Consider the following 20685-nt stretch of genomic DNA (forward strand, 5'->3'; position numbering starts at 1 on the left):
AAATTATTACAATTATCCTGATTACTTAAAAATAGACCCATTATGATAAATCGAGTATAAATTTTTTAATTCTTTAACTACACGAAAAAAAGCAAAAAATGTTCGTTTTTAAAAAGAACCAATACAAAAAAAAGTTATCTAAAAAAATATAGAAAAAAAGAGTATTATTTGGATAATGCTCCATTAGGACAGTTCAGAACACATAATCCACAATCAAAACAATTTTCATCATCTATTAGAGGCATATTCTCGCTATCAGATATGGCGTTTAATGCACATATTTTTATGCATACGCCACTTTCTGGACATTGATCTATCCCATTGCATTTATCAGCAAAAACTGATATAGTCATATCTTCACCCTAATCTCCAGATTTAGAGATAGCCTCGTTAGGACAATTCATGACGCATAATCCACATTCAGGACATGCTTCCTCATTTACTTTTGGTTTGCCATTCACATTTTCCATGGCATTCAGAGCACATATCTCTATACATAATCCACCCGCAGGACAAGCGTCCACTCCATTACATTTGGTTGTATCTATAATCACTGCCATAATTAATCACTTATTTAAAACTTTTAAAAAAATATATAACTTAGACTCCCCTTAGTTATACACTTAAATATTAAATCACCTATTATACCCTATTACATATTGGAAATAAATGTTATATAACGCAATAATAATAATGTATAATTTTAGTATATAATCAAGAGTATTTATAAAAATTGATTTTTAGGAATGCTTAAAAAAATTTACTCAAAAAACAATTAATAAAGAAAATCTAATTTAAAATAAAAAAATAATTAAAAAAAAGAACATTAAAGTGAGTTCAACAAAGGACAAATGTAAAAAAAATAAATAAATGTCAGAAGGTTTCAAAATACTTGAAGTCCATGATTTTTTCAATGGATTTGACATCAACACTTACATCTGACTCTTTTACCTTTTCAATAGGATTCAATCCACCCGCAGTCGCATATCCAAAATGATACATGTCAATCTTTGAATTGTATATATATTGATTTGGTTTACCTATATCCAAGAAGTTAAAACCTATATCACTTATTGAGTCAAAGATATCCAACGCATCATCCCTTGCTATATACGGTACCGAGTGGACACTTGCCAATATCTTATCGGAATTTCCGTCAACGGTAGCTATATTACACATGTCCTTATTGATGAATATTTCATGAGGATCCACCGATGAACCTGTATATGATATCAGCTCTATGAATCGAGGCTGTCTTTTGTCAATATCCAATAGTCCACTATAGATTGGTATGGACACTATTCCATTATTTGTCAAAATACCATCAACCGTCAGACCACATATTGTTGCAATACCCACTTTTCCCTCTTTATCATCCAACAATGCATATTTGTCTCCCATAAAGTAATGAGGGTAATCCTTGTACAGGTTATTGATTATCTCCAATGATTCATCCAGATTTTCCTTGTTGACATATGAGATATTTGTTATTATGTCCCCTTCATATGTATTGTAATCAAAGGTTACCTGTGACATCAGATTAAATATTTTTTCAAGTACAAATGAAACGTTGCTTGCTTTTTTAGTGGCATTGGATAATATCGGCCGTGTATTATACTTAACGGATGTCATTGATTCATAACTTACAAATTCATCGGCCAGTTTAACATTCAAGTCGTATCCATCTTCTTGAGCTGCACATACAGGTGTTATGCCCCCTATGATTGACACACCAATCATGCCTTCGGGTACGTTTATACCCAGTACAGACTCACCCGGTTTTCCCATCTTGATTAAGCCACCAATGCCTATGTCATTAAGTTGAGACAAAAGTTGTTTTGCCTGTTTTTGTTTTGTCATTGGTATTGTCCGGAAGTTTGCCGGAATTACTCCGTCACCCGATGATATCACGTCAAGGATGGATGTGTTTCCTTTTCCGGAAAATGCTTCAAGCGGCGTTATCGATGTTTTTTCATAGGCTATCTGTTCTACGAATTCCAGGGGAGTGTTGTCCTCCACCTTTACTAATCCCCCATAGGATGGTCTGGATATGATTCCATTTTTTTGGAAAACTCCATCGATTGTTGTCCCACAGACCGTCTTTATATACTCGGTATCATCCGATTTGGTGTACATTATGTTTTTACTTACTGCCAATCCATATTCAAATACTGATTCAATAGTATCTTTTGCATCTAATTGATTTACTGAGGAAATATTTGCAATAACCAATCCAGTAGCAGATGACAAGTCAAGTGAGATATTATATATTCTTTCCTGGAATCTGGAATATGCAAAGTCAACTTGGTCGAATATCAACCCGTTGTTGAGTTCATTTTTTCCTTCCTGAGTGATTATTCTTCCCTTGTGCCCAATTTTCTCTGTAAATCCTTTTTCATCCAAGATTCTCATATGATATCTTACTGCCCTTTCACCTAAGGAATATCCTCTTTTTCTTAATTCATTGGATATGTGCTTTGCACCTAGAACTTTATCTTCTGAATTTAAAATTCTTAGTATTTCCATCATTTTTAAATCTGTTTCTTGTTTAATAGTGATGATTTAACCTCCATATTCTTTGAAATTGTTTGAAAAAAGAAAATTGAAAAAAAAACTTGGTGAAGAACGTATATTATATGTTTAAGAACTTTTCTCTTTCATAGTCAAATACTTGTATTCTATAATCATCCCATTCGGCACGTTTGATGTTGTAGAATTGATTATATACATGTTCACCCAAAGCATTCTGAACCACTTCGTCTTTTTCAAGTGAATGATATGCTTCCCATAAACTTGTAGGCAATGTATCGACACCTTTTTGGGCCAGTTCCTCAGGAGTATATTCAAATGCATTGAATTCTGTTGGTTCTCCAGGATCTATTTTTTTATCCATTCCTTCAAGACCTGCTTCAAGCAATACAGCAAATGCCAGATACGGGTTACATGATGGATCAGGTGATCTGCATTCTATTCTTGTTCCTAATCCACGAGATGCCGGAATTCTTAGATATGTTGACCTGTTTTTAAGTCCGTAGGCGATGTAACATGGTGCCTCATATCCCGGAACAAGTCTTTTATATGAATTTACTGTTGGGGATAATATTGCGGATAATGCTTTTGCATGTTTTAATAATCCTCCTATGAAGTATAATGCTTCCTGGGACAATTGTGTTTCTGTATCCGGATCATAGAATATGTTTTTACCGTCTTTAAATAGACTTTGGTTACAGTGCATTCCACTACCGTTTACTCCGAAGAATGGTTTTGGCATGAAGGTTACCTTATGACCCAAGTTAGCCACAAACGCCTTGATTGCCTGTTTGAATGTTACTACTGCATCGGCTGTTTTCATTGCATCGGCGAATCTGAAGTCTATTTCATGTTGTCCTGGTGCAGCTTCGTGATGGCTTACTTCTATGTTGAAGTCCAGTTGTTCCAATCCCAGTACTATTTCTCTTCTTAAATCTGTTCCGGAATCCAATGGTTCCACGTCAAAATAATCTGCTTCATCCGCTGGAATCAGATTTCCATATTCATCTTCGTCAACTATGAAGAATTCAGGTTCAGGCCCCATATTGTATTGGTAACCTCTTTCTTCTGCTAGTTTTAATGATTTTTTAAGGACTCCCCTAGGGTCACCTTCAAATGGTGTTCCATCGGTATGGTATACATCACAGATAAATCTGCATGAACCCTTTTCTTCAGGCCTCCATGGTAATGTAGAGAAGGTGGATATGTCCGGTTTTAACAGCAGGTCACTATCGTTTATATCTACAAATCCTGCTACTGATGATCCATCAAATAATAGACCATTGTTTATTACATCTTCAGCATCTTCCGGCTTATTCATGGATATTGCCATGTTCTTTGGCGTACCGTGAATATCACAAAATTGAAATCTTAAAAATTTAGACCCGTATTCATCTATTTTCTTGATTACTTGGTCTATCTGTTCATCTCTTTTTGACATTTGCATAAGTCTCCTAATTATAATTGTAATAAGAACTTGAAATACTTAAATATTTATAGTTAGATTATAATCTACTTTATTATACGCTTTAATCGGAAAGATAATTCCTATAATATTAGTTTATATGATATATGATATAAACATATTGAAAAATAGAATATGCAATTGTAAATTAATTCAAATGTAGAAGAAATAATCATGAAAATTAAACTGATACTAAAAACAATAAAAAAAGATATAAGTGTACAAAAGTACAATTATTTTTTTAACTTATCCCTAATAAAGATAAGTGCCGGGGGCGGGATTCGAACCCGCGACCTCACGGTATCCCAGGAAAAAGTCAGAGCTCTGCTTAATACCCTATGAGCCGTGCGCTCTAACCAGCTGAGCCACCCCGGCGTGGCTACTATTACAATTTATATTAAACATGATATATATAGTTTATGATATTAATGATGTCTGTCAAAACAGAAGTTAGATTTTATTTGAATTGTGTTATAATAATCATTACTCATTTTAATATTCTCCAATCATTAAATGCCGATAAATAATAAACAGAATCCGAAGCTCATTACACATCAATAATTAATACCGGTTGTAGAAAATAACCGTGAAAATCATAAAAAATATACATCATCCCTTATTCCACTTGATTAATCCATTAAACATAAATACCAAGTATTTTAATATAATAAAATATATTGAAAATAGATTAGAATATTTGAATACTATGTTCAAAATATGTCCAATTATTATAAAAAGGATTAACATGGACAATCCATGACTACATATCACTATTTAAGAGTGCTTCTGTGTATCGTTGCAAGTTATTTATCAAATCCGTTATTGGACAAAACTTTAGGTTGTGTTATTATCACTGCAAAAAATGAGTATCAATGGAAGAATTCATTTTCATTTTTAATGGCATTAATTGGAGCCGTAATTGGTTTAGGCAACATCTGGCGTTTCAGTTACGTGTTATACTCCAATGGGGGTGGAGCATTTTTCATACCATACATAATTTCAATACTTATTATGGGAGTGCCATTTTTAATATTGGAATATGGATTGGGAGCAAAGTTCAAGGATTCGCTTTCCAACATTTTAAAGACCATTAACCCACGATTTGAAATAATCGGATGGATAATCTCATTTATCATATTCTTGGTACTTACATATTACATAGTGCTTGTTGGATGGGATTTAATATATTTTGTATTGAGTTTCTTTAAAGGATGGACGAGCAATCCCAATAATTACTTTGTCAATAATATAATAATAGGAACAAATGATTTGAGCGGTATGGGTACTTTTGTATTGCCTACACTTATCTCAACAACCTTCATCTGGATATTGACTTGGCTTATCTCACATAAATCATTGGATGAAGGAGTTTCAAAAGTAGTAAACCTCCTGATGCCCCTTTTGTTTATCATGATGGCTATAATAGTCATATATTCCTTTACACTTGATGGTATGGACATCGGTATCAGAGAACTGTTGAATCCGGACTGGAGTTATCTTGGAAACATCAACATGTGGCTGGCGGCATTAGGTCAGACCGTATTTTCATTATCCATAGGTCAAGCAATAATTGTAACTTATGCTAGTTATCTTCCCGAAAAGACAAAACTGATTGATAATGTACTGTTGGTTGTTGTAGCAAATTCCATATTTGAGATTTTCACTGCATTGGGTGTGTTTAGTATACTGGGATTCATGGTTAATGAAAGCGGAATATCATTAAATGAAATAGCTACAAGCGGTACAGGTCTTCTATTTGTCGTATTTCCTAAAATTTTCAATATAATTGGGGACACGGCATATGTAATTGGACCGTTATTCTTCTTGGCAGTTTTCTTTGCCGGATTAACTTCATTACTAGCGTTTTTGGAACCTTTGAGTTTGGGTATTTCCAAGAAATTTTTAATCCCACGTAAAAAGGCCATGACAATTTTATGCATATTCGGATTCCTGTTATCCCTGATGTACATGACATATTCTGGAAATTACGTTCTTGGAGTTGTAGATGGCTTCCTTAATGATTTTGTAATAATACTAACCGTTATCATTCAAACAGTAATATTTGCATGGCTATTTGATCTTGAAAAATTATTGCCTACATTAAACAAATATTCAAAAATTAAAGTAGGAAGAACTTGGGTTAACTGCATAAAGTATGTTTTACCCATATTTTTATCAATATTATGGGTTTTCGGCATTATTCATTTGATTAATACAGCACATTCATCGGAAATAATTATTGAGGTACTGTTTTTATTGTTGATTATCATAGTACCATTGATTTTAACTATTCTCCCCTCCAAAAAAGTATAATCACCCATTTATACTTTTATAATTATTCTTTTTAAAAATAATTCATTTTAAGCAAATAAAATAATATCTTTTGTAAAATTACAAAAATAAATGAAAAAAATAAGGTAAAATAATAAATAATTTTATCTATAAAAATTATTAATAATAACCAAACAATAGGAGAGTATTCTTTTGACACAAATTGAAGATGCAAAAAAGGGAATTATAACCCCTGAAATGAAATATGTAGCAGAAAAAGAAAATATATCTCAAGAAAAGTTATGTAGATATATAGCAGAAGGAAAAGTAGTAATTCCTAAAAATAAAAATAGAGATACACTCCCTACAGGAATTGGAAAAGATTTACATACAAAAATTAATGCCAATATAGGTTCCTCCACGGAAAAGGAAGACATAAATATAGAACTGGAGAAAGTAGACGTACTTGTAGAGTACGGAGCAGATGCCGTGATGGATTTAAGTACCGGGCCAAAACTTGAAGAAATAAGACAGAAAATACTTGAAAAAACCAACATTCCACTGGGAACCGTGCCGATATACGAAGCAGGTGCTCAAACGTTAAAGGAAAATAAAAACATTGTGGACATGGATGATGATGCAATATTCAAAACCATAGCAAAACAGGCAAAGGAAGGTGTTGACTTCATAACAGTTCACTGCGGAATAAACAGGGAAAATGTGAAGGCCGTTAAAAATTCAGGCAGATTGATGGGAATTGTCAGTAGAGGAGGAGCATTGACTGCTGCTTGGATACTGCACAACGATAAGGAAAATCCGTTATACAAGGAATTTGATTACCTATTGGAGATATGTCATGAAGATGATGTGACATTATCACTCGGAGATGGATTAAGACCGGGCTGTATCCATGATGCAACCGACATAAGCCAGATAAGGGAATTAACGACACTTGGACAACTGGTAAAAAGATCCCGAGAAGCAAACGTACAGGTAATGGTTGAAGGACCGGGACATGTACCCATAACACAAGTAAAAGCCAATATGCAAATACAAAAAACAATATGTGATCATGCTCCATTCTACGTATTGGGACCATTGGTAACGGATGTTGCTCCAGGATATGACCATATTAATGCGGCTATCGGTGCAAGTATAGCCGGTTCAAGCGGAGCCGATTTCCTATGTTATGTTACACCTGCAGAACATCTGTCCATACCAACCGTTGAACATGTTAAAGAGGGCGTGATAGCTTCCAAAATAGCTGCGGAAGTATCGGACATTGCAAAGGAAATTCCATCAACACTCCAACGTGAATATGACATGGCTGTGGCAAGAGAAAACTTTGACTGGGAAAAACAATTTGAGTTGGCAATAGATGGTAAAACCGCCCGTCAAATATATGAAAATGGCGGAGCATCAGATGATGAGATGTGCAGTATGTGTGGAGAATTCTGTGCTATTAAAATGGTTAAAAGGTATGAAAAATAGGGTTATTGAAAAATGACAATATTTAATATAAATAAAGAACATAATACAATATTATTAAATATTATATAATATTATCACATTACAGTACAACAATTTCAGTGGAGGTAAAACAGTGGCACGAAAGGATAAAAAAACATTACCAGCTAGTGGTGCAGGTATAGTAAGATTCTTTGATGATGAAACTTCAGGAATGAAAATAACACCAAACCAAGTGGTAATAGCAACAGTTATAATTGCATTAATTTGTATAGCATTAAGATTCACAGTAAATGTGGGTTATTAAATTTATACATCCCTTCTTTTTACTTATTTTATTAACTAATTTATACTTATTTTATATTTGATTACTCATTACTATCAAACTATTTTATTTAATCATTTTGTTTACTAACATGAAATTAAAATTCCAAAGCAAATGGAGTACTTTAACGCTCTGCATGAAATCAAATCCGACAATATCTTTGAAAAATAAGAGCAAATATAATCACATCCCAATAAATAAGCAAATGTAGCATAAGTGATTTTTAAATATCATTTAACATTAATTTTAATTCAAGTTTATACTATTTTATGACTGATAATAATCTATCGATTATGAAGGATTAAAAAAATACATTTTAATACTTTTTAAAACATATCAATAATTATTGATAAAGATAAAAATAATTATAATAGGAGGAAGAGTATGATAAATACCCGAATAGCATACATTGAACCTAACTCAATGGCCAAGATATCTACCGCGATGACTTTGATTGGAAGCATAATTGCGTTAGTTATTTCAATAATTGCAATGATTTTATTAGTTAGTTCTGTACCACAATTAAAGTCATATGCTTCAAATAATGTTTCATTGTTTGTTATTCTCGGAATCATCATAGGCCTTTTAATAACGTTAATAATGAACTATATTCTGACATACCTAAATGCGTTATTATACAATTACCTGTTAAAATATTTTACAGGAATACAAGTTGAATTAACGCCTCATAATGAAATCAAAGAAATAGATATCATTCCAACGTTAAGTATAAACATAATCATCTCGGCGATTTGGTTTATAATTATAGGAATAATATTATTTTTAACATTTTCAGTAGTATTGTCAGCGTTAAGTCACGTGACAAGTGTATTTGGTAACTTAAACCTTGCCACAATTACTACCAGTTCATTAGTGGTCGTTACATTAGTCGTGTTAATAGCGTTGATCTTTTTGGGAATTATATTGGTTATCACAATGTTCATATTTAATTTCTATGCTAGACGAAATCCGTTGAAATTGGATATAACGGAAAACAATGGACTTGAATTGAAATCCATAGATGTTATGAGTTACGTGATGAGTATTGGGCTAACCACATTAACTATACAGTTAATAAGAACACTGATAAATATTATGGTTGGTGGAAGTATGGAAGTTGCTTTACTTAGTATAGTAAACACAATAGCAATTTGTTTGATATTTGCAGCCGCTGTACCCTACATCTATAATTTTATTGCTTCAAAATTTGGTGGTTTGAAGTTTGATATTGAACCTAGCAGCAATATGATTCAGGAATATCCGGTTACTGATAATTTAACAGAATCCGATATTCAACAATAAATGATAAATTGAAAAAAAATAGTGATGTGGAACATGCTTCCACTTCTCTTCACCAAAACTTTTTTTGTAAAAAAATTATAAATATTCGTAAAAAACATGATAATTTTAATTATAAATTATGATAAATATATAATATAAGAAAAATATCGGTTAATGATGATATTTTTTGTTAAAAAAATTCAAAAATACTTTAATGATGGTATGTTAATCGAATTTGATTATTTGCTGAAACATCATCTAATTAAAAATGATTATGAAATAACTTTAAAATAAGGGATGGGATAAAAATGAGTAATGAAAAAATTGTAGATAATAATCCAGAAAACTGTAAACCAAAACATATTAAAGGAGCAAATCCTAAATCTGTTCGTAATTTACACAAGAATACGATTAAACCAAAAAGTGCATCAGAAGATGTGAATATTGACAAAAATCCTTCTTCAGAAGACACAGAATACCAAAACGCTGCCAGTTATATTAAATCAAAACTAGACATTAAATTAACTAAAAGAAACAAACCAGGATTATCAGAGATAATTCTCAGAAAAAATGAAGAGAGAAAACAGAAAGAACAAGAATTAAAAGCAAAAGCCGAAGCTGAAAAAGCAAAACTTGAAGCCAAAAAACAAGAAAAAGAACAAGAATTAAAAGCAAAAGCCGAAGCTGAAAAAGCAAAAGCTGAAGCTAAAAAACAAGAAAAAGAACAAGAATTAAAAGCAAAAACTGATGCTGAAAAAGCAAAAGCTGAAACAATAATAGAAAAAGCAAAAGAAGAAACCAAAACAATGAAAGATGTTGTCAAAGAAGAAATCAAAGGAGCTACAACAAAAGTCAAAGAAAACATTGGAGAAGCCAAAACAAAAGTTGAAGAAGAAGCAACCAAAGTCAAAGAAGAAGCCAAAGTAATCAAAGATGTTGTCAAAGAGGAACTTAAACCAAAACCTAAAGAAGAAGCAAAAGCTGAAGCAGAACCAGCACCAACAGGGCCTTCATTCACACAACAACTAAGACAACAAAACAAAATACAAACAGGAACACTAGAACAAACAGAAACACCAGAAAAAGAAACAAAAACAGAAACACCAAAACCAGAAACAAAAGAAGCACCAAAAGCAGAAGCAGAACCAGCACCAGCAGGACTTTCATTCACACAACAACTAAGACAACAAAACAAAATACAAACAGGAACACTAGAACAAACAGAAACACCAGAAAAAGAAACAAAAACAGAAACACCAAAAGAAGAAACTAAAGAAGCACCAAAAGCAGAAGCAGAACCAGCACCAGCAGGACTTTCATTCACACAACAACTAAGACAACAAAACAAAATACAAACAGGAACACTAGAACAAACAGAAACACCAAAAGAAGAAACTAAAGAAGAAGCTAAAGAAGCACCAAAAGAAGAAGCTCCAGCTGAAAGTACCGGTGAAGTAAAAACATTTATTGATTTGATAAGATCTGAAAAATTACTTTAAACGTAAAGGAGAACTTTATTCATGTCTAATGAGATTAAATGTAGAGTAATATCAAAAGGAATTGAAGAAGGAGAAGCTATTGTAACTAAAGATTCCATAAGCTTTTTAGGTGGAGTTGACCCTGATACAGGTATTGTTATTGATAAAAAACATGAACTGTATGACCAATGTATAACCGATAAGATATTAATCATTCCTTCAGGAAAAGGTTCAACGGTAGGTTCATATGTTATTTATCAAATGATCAAAAACAACACCGCTCCAAAGGCAATAATTTGCCAAAATGCTGAGCCCATCATTGCAATTGGTGCTATAATATCCAAAATTCCTATGGTCGATCAACCTGATGTTGATATTATCAACCTCATTAAATCAGATGATTTGGTTAAAGTAAACGCTGACGAAGGATATATTCAAATCCAATAAACATAATCCCCCAATTTTTCTTTTTTAAAAAGATTACCCTTATTCATACTAATTAAAATATATATTAAAAAATAATAATAATCATACCCATATATCTAAAAGTATAAATTAAGGTTATACTAAAAATTATATTAACCAGTAATTATTGAACATAAAGGAGTGAAAATTATGAGCGAAGAAGTATTCATTGTAGAAGATATGATGTGCAGTGCCTGTGAAAACACCATTACAAAAACATTATCCAATAATGAAAACATATCCAATGTCAATGTAGACTTAGAAACAAAAGAAGTAACTGTTGAATATGACGAAAGCAAGTTAGACGTTGAAGAGATACTAAGTTCACTAGACAACGTTGGATTCCCTGCAACCATTAAAAAAAAACCATAAATATCGCTGGCATGACTTGTGTAATGTGTACACGCTCAGTCACGACAGCATTATCAAGAACCCCCGGAGTATATTCAGTTAATGTAAATCTGGTTAGTGAAACGGCAGATGTCCTATATAACCCTAAAAAAATATCAATAGAAAAGATAGGAGAAAAGATTAACGCAATAGGCTTCGAATATATGGGGTTACATGATGATAATTCCACCAATAATGAACTACTCGAAAAAAAACATAAGGATAGTTTAAACAAAAAGTTATATAGAATTATCATCGGATTCTTTTTTTCAGCATTATTAATGTATTTAATGTTCTCCGATATAGATTTAGGTCCACACATGTCCTACATCTTATTGGCCATTACAATCATACCCCTCATCTATGTAACATATCCAATTTTTAAATCAGGATTCAATGCCCTTAAATTACATAATTTAAACATGGATGTGATGTATTCTCTGGGTATTGGGGTAAGCTTTATAGTAAGTGTACTTAGTACATTTCATCTGTTGGGCACATCCCATTTTATGCTATATGATACCAGCATAATGTTGGGATCATTTTTAATGCTGGGCAAATACCTTGAAGATAGGGCAAAAAGCAAGACATCCGATGCCATAAACAGTTTGGTAAAGTTGAAGTCCACAACCGCGATTGTTGAAAAGATAGTTGACGGAAAACTAGTTCAACAGGAACAAAACATCAATGATGTATTGAAAGGAAATGTTGTAGTGGTAAAGCCTGGAGAAAAGATACCTCTGGATGGAGTACTTATTGAAGGAAAAAGTTATGTGGATGAATCCCTGGTAACAGGTGAATCCAAGCCAGTACTCAAACAAAAGGATTCACAGGTTATTGGCGGTTCAATAAACAAGGATGGAACATTTAAGTTTAAGGTGACAAATACCGGAGATAAGACAGTCCTATCTCAGATTATAAACATGGTCCAGGAGGCTCAAAACTCAAATCCGCCTATCCAAAAATTAGCGGACAAAGTAATCACATATTTCATCCCGACAATATTGGTAATAGCAATCATTGCATTCCTGATATGGTACTTTGTACTGGGCAGCCCATTTTTATTTAGCCTAAGCATATTCATATCAATAGTTGTCGTTGCATGCCCATGCTCACTTGGACTTGCCATACCAACAGCATTAACTGTAGGTGTGGGTCAAGCGGCAAAATATGGAATATTGATTAAGGACGGACAGACAATAGAAGTATCAGATAAGATAAATAGTGTACTGTTGGATAAGACAGGAACCATTACCGAAGGAAAACCTACACTAAGCAACATGATTAACTATTCATCCAAGACTGATGAGGAAATTATCAGGATATTGCGTTCTATTGAACAATATTCACAACATCCATTGTCATCCGCATTGTTTAATAATGAAGATAAAAGCAACTTCGAGTTATATGATGTTGAAGACTTTGAAAACATATCAGGTATGGGTGTTGTCGGAAAAATCAATGATATTGAATATTTCATAGGAAACAGGAAGCTTTTAAATGAATATGATATCACGATAGATGGACATGTTATCAGTGACTTGGAAAATCAGGAAAGTGACATGAAAACAAGCATTATGTTAGCATCCAATGAAAAAGTGCTGGCTCTTGTTTCTGTTGAAGATGCCATTAAAGAAAATAGTATTAAAGCCATTGACCAATTGCATAAGATGAATATCGAAACAAGCATGATTAGCGGTGACAACAAAAACACTTCCGAGATTGTTGCAAGAAAGGTTGGTATTGCAAATGTGATATCCGAAGCGTTACCTCAGGAAAAACTGGATTACGTTAAAAAACTTCAAAAAGAGAACAGAATTGTTGCATTTATTGGTGATGGCATAAATGATGCACCATCACTTACAAAGGCGGATGTCGGTATTGCCATAGGTACGGGTACAGATGTTGCCATAGAATCCGGAGACATGATTCTTATCAACGGTGACTTGACAAGTGCCGTTGCCGGACTGCAATTGAGCAAAAAGGTCATGGGCAGGGTTAAGCTCAATTTGTTCTGGGCATTTATCTACAATATCATATTGATACCGATAGCAGGAGGAGTGCTGATTCCATGGAATATAATATTTAGACCAGAGTATAGTGCTTTTGCCATGGCATTAAGCTCAGTAACGGTAATAACATTATCATTACTGCTTAAAAGATACACTCCCGAAATACTGAAAGAAAAATGAAATATTTTTTCTTCCTTATTTTTTTAGGACACAAGAGTATGCGACAATATGAAATTATCCTATCTTTTTATTCGACAGTACATCATATCGAATGACTAGTCCTATTTTTCAATTAAGAATAATTAATATCCCCTATTTACTTGTTCTTTTAGTTTTTAGGACAGGTATCCTAAACATATTCTATAATGATATGAGTTGTACATATCAAGAATGACTTTCCATTGTAACTATTATCCCATCAGGAGTATCTAAATGAATCTTTGACACATATACAATTATGTACTGGTTTAACTGGGACACATTTTAAAAATATGTACACACAATTAGCATTGTTCCCACAAAAACATATACAATCTCCCCATTTGACCCACAAAATCAAAACGTTCCCACAAAACCAGTATCAATTTAAATTTTGTACCCACAACACTACAATTGTACCCACAATAGTCCAATCCAATTATTAATCTCCAAGTCCACCCCCATTAAGTTACCCATCACCTGATTAACACATAATACATAGGTACACAAAACCAAAATGTTCCCACAACCAATGCCAACACATAACTTAACATACCAAATGTAGATTATCCATCTAAAAATATTAAACTAGAAACAAGCATTTAATTTAATTATCAGTTGCCATGATAATTTGATATTTTATTCAAATCCCCCCATTAATTATAGTTAGTAATTTTAATATAATGATAAAATGAAAAGAAGATTTATTGTATCATTTTCCTAAGAAAAGAATAATTATACAACAAATCCTACAAATATAAAATAAAGCCAAAAATCATTTAACCATTAGTTTTCATAGAATAATAATGTATTGTAGATGAAAAGAGCCTTTATTGAAAAGTATTGATAAATAAGAGCATGGAACAATTTCATTTTCAGAATCTATCAACATATAATATTAACAGATAAATAAAAAGAATACAAGATGTAAACATTAATGTTACGATATTGTTCGTATTAATGTGATAATACTCCCATGTTAGTATTAGTAATCCTATGACACATGATAATGATCTGTCGGATGTGGATTATGGAATACTATGTTGGACTCAGGGCCGGATATGCTTTTTCTGATGACTTTTATATTTTATTTTGCTATACCTATATATAACGAAGTAAAAATCAAACAATCACCCCCAACTAGAAGCACCAACATAGCAAAAAACGCCGAAAACACCAAAAAATAACCACCACATATACTAAAAGAAAATGAAAATCAAATAGAAATATAAAATATAAACTAATTATACTAATTTAATAAAAGACACCAACTCAGCTTGGAGTATAACTAGAACATACTCTCTAATCACAATTGTTACACAATCTCTTATAAAATATTAAAATTTATTAAGATCCATACTATAATGTGATAATATTCACCTGTTAGTCATTAGTAATCATATGAAACATGACAATAATCTCTTGGATACGGATTATGAAATATTATGTTGGGCTTCAGGCTCAGATATGCTTTTTTTGATGAGTTTTATATTTTATTTTGCTATACTCCGATATAACGAAGTAAAAATCAACCAATCACCCCAACTAAAAACACCAACATAGCAAAAAAACAAGAAAAACATCCGAAAACACCAAAAAATAACCACCACATATACATGTCACAAAACAAAACATGAAAACTAAACCCCCTAAAAGAAAAATAAAAATACAAAAAAATGCTAAGACCACCCCATAACACAAACAATACACAAACACACAAAAAATATACACTAACTTAGATACCGAAATATGCAAATAAATACCCACACCTTCACAGCACCCCCTCTACATTAAACCAAAATGAAACAAACAATAAAAAATAATAGAAAAAATATTAAAAAATTAATAACACTAAGTAAAAATACAAACAAACCGGCGAAAGAACTTTAAATAATGAAACATCCAATCTTCCCCCCCCCCCTTTAGTCTAAATATATGAATAATCCGTTAAACCCCCAACAAACGAAAAAAATTCAGATAAATAAAACAAAAACTATGAATAATTATCTTATAAAATAAAAAGCTAAAACACACTTTCTAAATAAGTAATAAAAAGATTATATTTATTAATTCGTAATTCTAAAAGATATAATTGATAATAAAATAGGATGAGATTATGTTGAATACTACCAACCTACAAATGAAAAATACATCAAAAACAATAAATTATCATAATTTATTAAAAATATCCAACAACACATACTTACTCCCACAACTCCATAATCCCATGATAAAACCTTTTTATTATCAAATATAAACATTTAAAAGAAGATGAATAAGAATGTAAAAAAATATATTCTTTAAATCTTATAGGAGGAACTATAATAACATGAAACTTAGCAAAAACAAATTGTTGTTACTTGCAATCACACTTGCAACCGTGCTAATACTAGTTACAAGCGTAAACGCAACAAACACAACCGACCACAACACTGACAATACCATCAGTGAAAAAACCAGCACACCAGCAAACAGTGAAATCAAAGAAACAACAACAACCAAAGAAAAAATAACTACCAAAAACAATAAAATAGAAGAAAAAACAATAAACAAAAACAATAAAACAGAAAAACAAACCAAAAAAGATTCCATAACAATAAATGGAATAGAATATACAAATATTATTGAAAATCAGGAAATTAATGAACCAGTTGAATATTTTAGTGAAAATACATACATTAACAATTCAACATTCAATACAGAGGAATTTCCTGGAGTAACATTTGACGATAGTAGAAGAAAAGTATTTATAAACAATTCTGATATAAATGCATTTTTATATACTGCGGATGGAGAAGTTAAAATACACAATTCCGTTTTAAATAACGGTTTTTTAAATTGGGGTGCAAGTGTTTACATATATGATACTGTTACATTAACTGATAATTTTTATTTATTAAACGATGAACAAGAAGACTTACCCTTTAATGGAGGAAATCTTGGTAAAATATATACAAACAATCCATTATTAATTCAAAAATTACAGGAAATAGGAATAGGATATGAACCACTAGATGATCCCTACGATGGAAACAATGAAATAACAAACGAAAACATCACAAGAGACATAACCATCCCAGTAACAGGAAACATCACTTTTACTAACTGTAATATCTCTGCAAAAATCACCAACCAGGGAAACATCACCCTAATCAACTGCTCACTCTCCAATAATAACATGACAACAACAGGAAGTAAAACTGATGGATTCCTACTAGAAAACAAAGGTAATGCTACCCTGCTTGATTGTCGTGTAGAAAATAACACGTTCAATACTACAGCTGATTCCATTTATTATTATATGTATCCTATTGGTGGTGCTATAAGTAATTTTGCTTTGATGAATGTTGTCAATTGTACTTTTACTAACAATAAAGTAGGACAAATTAACTCAACTGCTGATAAAAAAATTGGTGTAGGATCATGTTTATATAACAATGCTACACTTAATATCGCAAATAGTTCTTTTGACAACAATTGGGCTGGTTTAGAAGGTGGTGCAATTTATAGTAGTTCAAATGCAATACTGAATATTGACAAATCCCAATTCAATAATAACTCTGCTACTTTTTACGGAGGAGCAATCTATATTGATTTTAGACAAGGAACTTCCTGGACTCTAAATAACACACTTGGATACAATATAACAAACACTTTCTTCACAAACAATAGTATTGACAATCAAGTAGATGGATCACATATTGGTGGAGGTTATCTATCAGGTGGTGGAGCATTATGGATAGGATTTGAAAATGGTGTCATCGATAACTGCGAATTCATAAACAATAATGTAGGAACTAAAGATGGAAAAATAAACTTCAATACATTCTATGGTGGAGCAATAATACTATCCTCAGGTTCACACAACATAACCAACACAAAATTCATAAACAACACAGCAGAAGCAGGAGCAACAATATACATCTCCGAATATATGTCAGATTTTAAAACAACTATAAACAACTGTACTCTTGAAGAAAACTATATAGAACGCAACGAAGATTTATTAAGTAGTATCATAGCTAATAAAGGAACTATAAACATTTTAAATTCCGAATTTAAAAATAATTATAATGCCACCAATTTAATAGCAAGCACTGCAGGATATTCATATGCACCAGATGAAAACAATCACCCAAAAATCATATCAAACAATAAGTTTATCAATAACAGTATGACTTCAAATACACTATTTTCACAATACCAAAACAACTGGACAATATCAAACAATATATACATGAATACAACAATAGACGACACCCTCAACCTAGACATACCAAGTAAAGTCTACACAGATGAACCAATAACAATTACAGGAACATACCATATCAACAACCCACAAGACTATGACACAGACATATTAGATCAAACTAAGTTCAATATATTCCTTAACGGTGAATTTTACCAAACAGTTGACACCCTTGAATTTACTATCACACCTACTGCAGGAAACATGATAATAACAGTACAACCTACCATTTCACAGACCAGAAAATCAGCCAGCATAAAACCAACCACATTAACCAACATAATAATAACACCAGAAAACTACAGCGAATACATCTATGAAGGAAAACTACTAGTTGCAACCAAAGACACTAAAATACTATTCCAGGGAACATTCACAGATAAAGAAGACATAGCAATTAACACAGAGGACATTATCTTAGATGGAAGTGGTGCAACCTTTACCAACACGATTTTCAAACTAGAAGCAAGTGGCATAACACTCCAAAACATGTTTATCAACAATACACAAACCGAATATCCAATCGTAAACTCAAAAGACAACAACATTATTACCAATAACACAATCATATTAGTAAATACTGATGGAAAAACGGCAGCAATATACAACAAGGCCAACAACACTATCATATCCAAGAATAAAATATTTGTCGATGGACCAGCATACACCATTAACTATTCTGAAGGCTATGGAGTAGCCAACACCCAGGCAATACTACTGCTTGGCGGAGACCAGAACATAGTAGAATACAATGACATTGAAGTAACAAGTAGTGGAACTAGTGGAGTATATGGTACTGTAGAAGGAATAACCAACCACAAACAGGCAACTAACACACAGATTAGATACAACGACATTACAGTCGGCGGAAACGGCAAATTCAACTACGCAATAAACACTCTAGCAAACGTTGAAAACATCAGCATCACAGGTAACAACATCATAGTGACCGGTGAACGTTATGCTGCAGGTATACAAGCTGGAAACAGCGCACAAAACATAGTCATAAACGATAACAACATCAAATGTATCTGTCAAAACACTACACCAGTTGATGAGGAAGCTATTACCTATGGTATTATCACAACCAACATGGGAAGCGGAGTATCAAGTAACATCAACATCACCGACAACAAGATAGATCTTACTGGAACTGTTAACTATGGTATAGAAGTATACCAAACAACCAATACCCTAATAACAGACAACATAATCAATGTAAATGGCTTACAAAGCATGGGAATAGGATACTCACACAGCCCAAACAGCACAATAACCGGAAACACCATCTTAACAAATGGAGACAGCACCATACCATTAGGAACCGTTACAGAAGAAATACAACCAGCAAACATCGGAATACAAATACAACAAGACTCAGACAACATTCTAATAGAAAACAACACCATAACAACAAATGACAAAGCAAACAGAGATAATACAATAAACACAGATTCACTGAACACAACAATCAAAAACAACCAACTAACAAGCAGCACAGGATATGGAGCAGACACCATCAAAACAAGCCAAACAGATACCATGATAGAAAACAACATAATAGAAACAACAACAACACTATCTGATATCTCAGCATTAATAAACACACCAACCACACTAACAGCAACAGTAACCACAGAAAATGGTGACAACATAAACGGCGGAACAGTAACATTCACAGATGCTAATGGTAACACCATAGCAACAACAGCCGTAACAGACGGAACAGCAACAGCAACAGCAACATTCACACAAACAGGTGAAAGCACAATCACCGCTACATACACGCCAACAAGCACAGGACTAACAGACAGCTCAACCGAAGCAACACTCACAGTCAAGGACAAATTCCAAACCAGTATCACAATCGATGAAATAACAGCAACAGCAGGAGAAACAATCACAATCAAAGCAAATGTACTAGATGAAAATGGTGACGCCGTAACCGGTGGAAAAGTAACATTCAAAGTAAACGGTAAAACCATCAAAGACGCAAGTGGTAAAGTAATCTATGCCAAAGTAGTTGACGGTGTAGCAACCGCCCAATACACTGTACCGGAAAACCTTGGCGGACAAGACATCACACTTACAGCAGTATACAGTGGAACAAGCAAATACAACAAAGAAACAACAACAATCACAACAACCGTCACAGCATCTGAAGCAACACTCACCATAACACCAATAACAAGTGACGTACAAACAGGCAGTACAGTAACACTTAAAGCTAAAGTAGCAGTTGGTGACAAAGCAATCACCGCCGGTAAAATAGTCTTCAAGATAAACGGTAAAACTGTTAAAGACGCTAATGGTAAAGTTATCTATGCTAAGGTTGATGCTAATGGTGAAGTAAGTGTAGACTACACCATACCTGAATCATTCAAAGCAGGAACTTACAACATTGAAGCTGTATTTACCGCATCCGGTTATGAAAAATTAACAGATAATACTACGATGACTGTTGTAAAATCATAAAAAAATATACTCATACAAGCAATTTACAACATATCATCCGTTAATTATATTGGATATAACTTAATAATAGACTATGAATA

The 20685-nt window shown here is 32.7% G+C and carries 14 protein-coding genes and 1 tRNA gene; 9 read left to right on the forward strand and 6 right to left on the reverse strand.

Annotated features, from left to right (window positions below):
- Positions 1–164: 164 nt before the first annotated feature.
- The 5 genes from AW729_RS06050 to AW729_RS06070 form a co-directional block, all read right to left on the reverse strand.
- Entirely contained in the window at positions 165–353 is a 189-nt protein-coding gene (locus AW729_RS06050; protein ID WP_112124264.1) for a 4Fe-4S binding protein, read from the reverse strand.
- 9 nt (positions 354–362) lie between these two features.
- Positions 363–560: a 4Fe-4S binding protein gene (locus AW729_RS06055; protein WP_112124265.1), complete on the reverse strand. Its 198-nt coding sequence runs from the start codon at positions 558–560 to the stop codon at positions 363–365.
- A 313-nt stretch (positions 561–873) separates the two neighbouring features.
- Complete coding sequence (locus AW729_RS06060) at positions 874–2529, reverse strand: DUF128 domain-containing protein (protein WP_112124266.1); 1656 nt, start codon at positions 2527–2529, stop codon at positions 874–876.
- Between the two features lie 103 nt (positions 2530–2632).
- Complete coding sequence (glnA, locus tag AW729_RS06065) at positions 2633–3970, reverse strand: type I glutamate--ammonia ligase (RefSeq protein WP_112124267.1); 1338 nt, start codon at positions 3968–3970, stop codon at positions 2633–2635.
- Positions 3971–4260: 290 nt separating this feature from the next.
- Positions 4261–4369 (reverse strand) — tRNA-Met (locus tag AW729_RS06070).
- Between the two features lie 381 nt (positions 4370–4750).
- Between AW729_RS06070 and AW729_RS06075 the strand changes: the two genes are divergently transcribed.
- The 3 genes from AW729_RS06075 (at position 4751) to AW729_RS06085 (ending at position 8039) form a co-directional block, all read left to right on the forward strand.
- Positions 4751–6307, forward strand: coding sequence for a sodium-dependent transporter (locus AW729_RS06075; RefSeq protein ID WP_394339555.1), 1557 nt, complete (start codon positions 4751–4753; stop codon positions 6305–6307).
- A 171-nt stretch (positions 6308–6478) separates the two neighbouring features.
- Entirely contained in the window at positions 6479–7756 is a 1278-nt protein-coding gene (gene thiC, locus AW729_RS06080) for a phosphomethylpyrimidine synthase (RefSeq protein WP_112124268.1), read from the forward strand.
- Between the two features lie 112 nt (positions 7757–7868).
- Complete coding sequence (locus AW729_RS06085; RefSeq protein ID WP_112124269.1) at positions 7869–8039, forward strand: preprotein translocase subunit Sec61beta; 171 nt, start codon at positions 7869–7871, stop codon at positions 8037–8039.
- Between the two features lie 383 nt (positions 8040–8422).
- On the opposite strand, the gene AW729_RS11265 is transcribed toward AW729_RS06085, so the two are convergent.
- Complete coding sequence (locus AW729_RS11265) at positions 8423–8632, reverse strand: hypothetical protein (RefSeq protein WP_162685818.1); 210 nt, start codon at positions 8630–8632, stop codon at positions 8423–8425.
- A gap of 25 nt (positions 8633–8657) precedes the next feature.
- Here AW729_RS11265 and AW729_RS06090 point away from each other — a divergent pair, with 25 nt between their 5' ends.
- The 6 genes from AW729_RS06090 to AW729_RS06120 all read left to right on the forward strand — a co-directional run bounded on the left by AW729_RS06090 (position 8658) and on the right by AW729_RS06120 (position 20605).
- Complete coding sequence (locus AW729_RS06090; protein ID WP_162685819.1) at positions 8658–9359, forward strand: hypothetical protein; 702 nt, start codon at positions 8658–8660, stop codon at positions 9357–9359.
- Between the two features lie 287 nt (positions 9360–9646).
- Complete coding sequence (locus tag AW729_RS11270) at positions 9647–10837, forward strand: Mtc1 family protein (protein ID WP_162685820.1); 1191 nt, start codon at positions 9647–9649, stop codon at positions 10835–10837.
- 21 nt (positions 10838–10858) lie between these two features.
- Positions 10859–11263, forward strand: a complete 405-nt coding sequence (locus tag AW729_RS06105; protein WP_112124272.1) for a DUF126 domain-containing protein — start codon at positions 10859–10861, stop codon at positions 11261–11263.
- 168 nt (positions 11264–11431) lie between these two features.
- Positions 11432–11653 (forward strand): heavy-metal-associated domain-containing protein, encoded by a 222-nt coding sequence (locus tag AW729_RS06110; RefSeq protein ID WP_112124273.1) that lies wholly within the window; start codon positions 11432–11434, stop codon positions 11651–11653.
- A gap of 23 nt (positions 11654–11676) precedes the next feature.
- Complete coding sequence (locus tag AW729_RS06115; RefSeq protein WP_162685821.1) at positions 11677–13863, forward strand: cation-translocating P-type ATPase; 2187 nt, start codon at positions 11677–11679, stop codon at positions 13861–13863.
- A gap of 2347 nt (positions 13864–16210) precedes the next feature.
- Positions 16211–20605 (forward strand): Ig-like domain-containing protein, encoded by a 4395-nt coding sequence (locus tag AW729_RS06120; protein WP_112124275.1) that lies wholly within the window; start codon positions 16211–16213, stop codon positions 20603–20605.
- Positions 20606–20685: the final 80 nt, after the last annotated feature.

Origin of the sequence: Methanosphaera sp. BMS (assembly GCF_003268005.1) — an archaeon.
Taxonomy (GTDB): domain Archaea; phylum Methanobacteriota; class Methanobacteria; order Methanobacteriales; family Methanobacteriaceae; genus Methanosphaera.

What these genes read in the sequence shown, in the direction of transcription:
- AW729_RS06090 (WP_162685819.1), top strand. Translation starts at nt 8,658, where the DNA reads ATGAACTATATTCTGACATACCTAAATGCGTTATTATACAATTACCTG.
- AW729_RS06060 (WP_112124266.1), bottom strand. Translation starts at nt 2,529, where the DNA reads ATGATGGAAATACTAAGAATTTTAAATTCAGAAGATAAAGTTCTAGGT.
- AW729_RS06055 (WP_112124265.1), bottom strand. Translation starts at nt 560, where the DNA reads ATGGCAGTGATTATAGATACAACCAAATGTAATGGAGTGGACGCTTGT.
- AW729_RS06115 (WP_162685821.1), top strand. Translation starts at nt 11,677, where the DNA reads ATGTGTACACGCTCAGTCACGACAGCATTATCAAGAACCCCCGGAGTA.
- AW729_RS06110 (WP_112124273.1), top strand. Translation starts at nt 11,432, where the DNA reads ATGAGCGAAGAAGTATTCATTGTAGAAGATATGATGTGCAGTGCCTGT.
- AW729_RS06105 (WP_112124272.1), top strand. Translation starts at nt 10,859, where the DNA reads ATGTCTAATGAGATTAAATGTAGAGTAATATCAAAAGGAATTGAAGAA.
- AW729_RS06120 (WP_112124275.1), top strand. Translation starts at nt 16,211, where the DNA reads ATGAAACTTAGCAAAAACAAATTGTTGTTACTTGCAATCACACTTGCA.
- AW729_RS11270 (WP_162685820.1), top strand. Translation starts at nt 9,647, where the DNA reads ATGAGTAATGAAAAAATTGTAGATAATAATCCAGAAAACTGTAAACCA.
- glnA (WP_112124267.1), bottom strand. Translation starts at nt 3,970, where the DNA reads ATGTCAAAAAGAGATGAACAGATAGACCAAGTAATCAAGAAAATAGAT.
- AW729_RS11265 (WP_162685818.1), bottom strand. Translation starts at nt 8,632, where the DNA reads ATGATTCCGAGAATAACAAACAATGAAACATTATTTGAAGCATATGAC.
- AW729_RS06075 (WP_394339555.1), top strand. Translation starts at nt 4,751, where the DNA reads ATGACTACATATCACTATTTAAGAGTGCTTCTGTGTATCGTTGCAAGT.
- AW729_RS06050 (WP_112124264.1), bottom strand. Translation starts at nt 353, where the DNA reads ATGACTATATCAGTTTTTGCTGATAAATGCAATGGGATAGATCAATGT.